Genomic DNA, 4,765 nt, shown 5'->3' with positions numbered 1-4,765 from the left:
GGCGCCGCGCGGCGCCGCCGCCCCGCCCGAGGACCCGGAGAGCGGCTCGGCGAAGTTCGGTGCGTACCGGACCGAGGTGGACGACCTCCGGCAGGCCCGGGAGCCGTTCGTGGGGCGGATCCCCGACTGGCAGCAGACCCCGGAGGCGTCCATCATGGACACCGCCGACGACATCGCGTACGCCATCCACGACGTGGAGGACTTCTACCGGGTCGGGGTGCTCCAGCAGGGCGCGGTGGCGGCCGAGCTGATGGCCTGGCAACGGGAGTGCGGGCACTTCCGGTCGATCACTGAGTCGGCGCTGACCACCGCCGGTCGACGGCCCGGGGCCGCCATCGAGCGGTTGCGCCGGCAGTTGCACCGCAAGGACGCCTGGATCGCCGACGACGAGGCGTTCGCCGCCGCCGTCGAGCACGTCCGCGAGGAGCTGGTGGAGGGGCTGCTGGCGCTGCCCTTCGACGGCTCGATCGAGGCGGAGCAGTACGTGGCCCGGTTCTCCGCCCGCTGGTCCACCCGGTTCGTCGACGCCATCACGGTCACCGCCGAGCCGGACGTCCGCTCCGGGTACGTGCTGCTGGCCCGGCCGCAGTGGCACGAGGTGCAGGTGCTCAAGTTCGTCCACCACCGGTTCGTGCTGGCCCGCCCCGACCTGGCCCTGCACCAGCGCGGCCAGGCCCGGCTGCTGGGCACCCTGGTGGAGGCGCTGTGGGAGTGGCTGCTGGACCCGGAGGAGGAGTCCCGGCTGCCCCGCCGGCTGCACGACCTGGTCGAGCTGGCCGAGGCCGAGCTGCACCCGCGGACGCCGGACCGGATCGGCCGGGCCCGGGGGCGGGCGATCGTCGACTTCGTCGCGCAGCTCACCGACGGGCAGGCGGTGGCGATGCTGGACGCGCTCTCCGGCCGCTCCGGGGCGCTCTGGACCGACGCGTTCGTGCTCTGAGCCCCGGGCGGGTCAGGCGACCGCCTGCCACCAGCCGTCCACCGGCGGCGGGTCGTCCACCACCACCCGCTCGCCGGGCCGGGGCACCGCCAGCCGCACGTCGCGGGCCTTCGCCTCGGCCCACAGCCGGTCCACCGGCTCGGACCAGTCGTGCAGCGCCAGGTTGAAGGTGGCCCAGTGCACCGGGAGGAACAGCCCGCCGCGCAGGTCGAGGTGGGCGGCGACGGCCTCCTCGGGGAACATGTGGATGCTCGGCCAGGCCCGGTCGTACGCCCCGATCTGCATCAGCGTGACGTCGAACGGGCCGTGCTCCGCGCCGATGGCGGCGTAGCCGTCGAAGTAGCCGGAGTCACCGGTGTAGAAGACCTTGCGGTGCGCCCCGGCCACCACCCAGGAGCTCCACAGCGTGCCGTCGCGGCGCAGCCCCCGCCCGGAGAAGTGCTGGGCGGCGGTGGCGGTGATGGTCAACCCGCCGATCCGGTGCTGCTCCGACCAGTCCAGCTCGACGATCCGCTCCTCCGGCACGCCCCACCGGTCGAGGTGGGCGCCGACGCCGAGCGGCACCAGGAACGGCGCCGACTGGTGCGCGAGCAACCCCCGGACCGTCTCCATGTCCAGGTGGTCGTAGTGGTCGTGCGAGATGAGGATGGCGTCGACCGGGGGCAGCTCGTCGAGGCGCACCGGCGGCTGGTGGATGCGGCGCGGGCCGATGAGGCTGGACGGGGAGCAGCGGTCGCTCCACACCGGGTCGAGCAGCACCCGGTGCCCCTCGATCTCGATCAGCGCCGACGCGTGGCCGTACCAGACCACCGCCAGCTCGCGGGCGGAGTCGGCCGGGGCCGGGTCGGCCGGGCGCAGCAGCGGGACGGTTGCCGTGGGGCGCCGCTTCTGCTTGCCGAAGATGAGCTCCTTGAACAGGTTGCGGCCCGGGTCGGCGACCATGGTGCGGGTGCCGGCCGCGTTGTGGAAGGTGCCGTCGCGGTACTGCGGAGAGCGGGCGGCGCGCTCCGCCCGGGCACCGGTGAGCCGGCCGCCGAGCTGGGCGGGGACGTCCCGGGCCGCCCAGGCCAGCCCGGCCACCGCGGCCAGCCCCGTCATCCGCCACATCCGCCTGCCGAGTGCCCGGTCCAGTTCCCGGTCCGCCGGTGCCCGCATGATCCGTCCCTCCGCCGTCTCCCGCACTACACCGTATCCACCCGGACGCCGGGTTCGCTCGCGCCCTCAGCGCAGTCGGCGCAGCACCGCCGAGCCCACGGTCGCGGTCGCACCACGCAACGTCCGGACCGTTCGGGACAGGTCGGGCAGCCAGCCACCCCGGACCGCCTCGCCGGAGGGGTTCGGGGTGAACAGGATGCCCTGGTGCGGCTCGACCGGCCGCCGGCTCAGTCCGAGGGTCCGCATCAGCGGGCCCACCAGTACGTCGTAGACGCCGGGCAGGACGGTGAAACCGAAGCGCATCACCACGTTGAGCCGGCCCACCGACACCTCGCGGCGGGGCCGGTCGGCGCAGTGGACGATCGCCCGGGCCACCCGCTCCGGGCTGGCGATCGGGGGCGGCGGCCGGCCGATCCGGCCCAGGTAGTTGGCCGCCTGCCGGTAGACCGGGGTGTCCACGCTGCCCGGATTGACCAGGCAGACCCGCACGCCCGGCGTCTCCCGAGCCTCCTGCTGCAACGTCCGGGCCAGCCCCTGCAGGCCCCACTTGGCCGCCACGTAGCCGCTCATGTAGGGCGCGGTGATGTGCCCGAGGACCGAGCCGGTGAGGATCAGCGTGCCGGCCGAGGCGGCCCGGAACCGGCGCAGCGCCACCCGGGCCACCTCCGCCGCAGCCAGCAGATCGGTGCGGACGACCTGCTCGAAGACCGCGGCGGGCACCTCGTCGAAGCGGCCATAGGCCATCACCGCGGCGGTGTGCACCCAGACGTCGATGCCGCCGAACTCCGCCTCGGCCGCCTCGGCCAGCCCGGCCACCGCGCCGGGCGCGGTGACGTCCACGGGTACGGCCAGCACCTGCGCGCCGAGGCCGCGGCACTCCTCGCGTACGTCGGCGAGGGTGGCGGGGGAGCGGGCCGCGAGGACCAGACGGTCCCCCCGGCCGGCGAACTCCCGTGCCGCCGCCCGGCCGATCCCGCTGGTCGCGCCGGTGACGACCACCGTCCGGCTCACGGCGAGAGCACGACCTTGATGCAGCCGTCCTCCTTCTTCTGGAACATCTCGTACGCCCGGGGCGCCTGGTCCAGCGGCAGCCGGTGGGTACGCAGGTCCTCCACGCCCAGCGGGTCGCCGTCGCCGGAGAGCAGCGGGATGATCTCGTCGACCCAGCGCTTCACGTGGCACTGGCCCATCCGCAGCTGGATCCCCCGGTCGAACATCTCCATCAGCGGCATCGGGTCCTGCTCGCCGCCGTAGACGCCGGAGATCGAGACGGTGCCGCCGCGCCGGACCGCCTTGAGCGCCGCGTGCAGCACGCTGAGCCGGTCCACGCCGGCCTTGTCGATCATCGGCTGGGCCACCTTGTCCGGCAGCAGTCCGGCGGCCGCCTGGGCGAACTTGCCCAACGGGGCCCCGTGCGCCTCCATGCCCACCGCGTCGATCACCGCGTCCGGGCCGCGCCCGTCCACCAGGTCGATCAGCGCGCCGGGCACGTCGTCCAGCTCGCTGACGTCGAGCACCTCGATGCCGTGCCGCCGGGCCAGCTCCAGCCGCTCCGGGACCAGGTCCAGCCCGATCACCCGGCCGGCGCCCAGGTGCCGGCCGATCCGGGCGCAGAACTGCCCGACCGGGCCGAGCCCGAACACGGCGAGGGTGCCGCCCGGCGGGGTGTCCGCGTACTTCACCGCCTGCCAGGCGGTGGGCAGGATGTCCGAGAGGTAGAGCCACCGCTCGTCCGGGCCGGCCTCCGGGATCTTGATCGGACCGAACTGGGCCTGGGGGACGCGCAGGTACTCGGCCTGCCCGCCGGGCACGGCGCCGTAGAGCGAGGTGTAGCCGAACAGCGCCGCACCCTTGCCCTCGCTGGTCACCTGGGTGGTCTCGCACTGGGCGTAGAGCTGCCGTTCGCACATCCAGCAGGACCCGCACGCGATGTTGAACGGGATCACCACCCGGTCGCCGGGCTTGAGCCGGGTCACCCCGGCGCCGACCTCCTCGACGACGCCCATCGGCTCGTGCCCGAGGACGTCGCCCGGCTTGAGGTACGGCGCGAGCACCTCGTACAGGTGCAGGTCCGAGCCGCAGATGGCGGTGGAGGTGATCCGGACGATCGCGTCGGTCGGCTCCTCGATCCGGGGGTCCGGGACGTTCTCCACGCGGACGTCGCGCTTGCCGTGCCAGGTCAGTGCCTTCATGCCTGAATGTCCCCTCCTCGGTGCCGTCCATGGGACTGCTACCCGCGAGGGGGCCGTTGAACCGGCCACCGATCGGCCCGTGCTGTGCCCGCTCCGCCCGGCCCGCCGCCCGTGTCCGCTGGTTCTGCGCGCCTTTCGAGCTGATGTCGTCAGCGACTCGCGCCGCACTCCCGCACCGGTGCCGCCGGCCGGCCGGTGCAGCCCCTGGCTGGGCCCTGCCGTGCCTGGCTGGGGCTGCTGCCATGGCGTGTGGCTGGGCCGCTGCCGTTTTGGCCGGGCTGGCGGCCAGGGGGGTGCCAGAGGCTACAAACTTGATGACGCAGACGATTCGCCTGCCACCGCCGCTTGACGTTGTTCGGCAGTGAGTCGTTGACGTCATCAAGTTTGTAGCCGCGCTCAAGGCCCCGCTGCCCCGGACCGCTCCGGTCGGCGTACCTCCGGGAAAAGGCGACCGCCGCGCCCCGCACCGGGGCGCGGC

3 protein-coding genes and 1 pseudogene are annotated in these 4,765 nt (G+C 74.1%); 1 reads left to right on the top strand and 3 read right to left on the bottom strand.

Annotated elements, in window-relative coordinates:
• A pseudogene (locus tag ACWEVO_RS30300) lies at positions 1-940 on the top strand (phosphodiesterase); the annotation flags it as partial.
• A gap of 12 nt (positions 941-952) precedes the next feature.
• Here the strand turns inward: ACWEVO_RS30300 and ACWEVO_RS30295 are convergent.
• The 3 genes from ACWEVO_RS30295 to ACWEVO_RS30285 form a co-directional block, all read right to left on the bottom strand.
• Complete coding sequence (locus ACWEVO_RS30295) at positions 953-2,095, bottom strand: MBL fold metallo-hydrolase (protein WP_452310883.1); 1,143 nt, start codon at positions 2,093-2,095, stop codon at positions 953-955.
• Positions 2,096-2,161: 66 nt separating this feature from the next.
• On the bottom strand, positions 2,162-3,106 hold the full coding sequence (locus ACWEVO_RS30290) for an SDR family NAD(P)-dependent oxidoreductase (protein WP_452310882.1): 945 nt from the start codon (positions 3,104-3,106) through the stop codon (positions 2,162-2,164).
• Complete coding sequence (locus tag ACWEVO_RS30285; RefSeq protein ID WP_452310881.1) at positions 3,103-4,287, bottom strand: zinc-dependent alcohol dehydrogenase; 1,185 nt, start codon at positions 4,285-4,287, stop codon at positions 3,103-3,105. The genes ACWEVO_RS30290 and ACWEVO_RS30285 overlap by 4 nt, the downstream gene beginning before the upstream one ends.
• Positions 4,288-4,765 lie beyond the last annotated feature (478 nt).

Source organism: Micromonospora sp. NPDC003776 (assembly GCF_053605645.1).
Note: the sequence above shows the minus strand (reverse complement) of the source record. Positions and strands in the feature narration are given on the sequence as shown.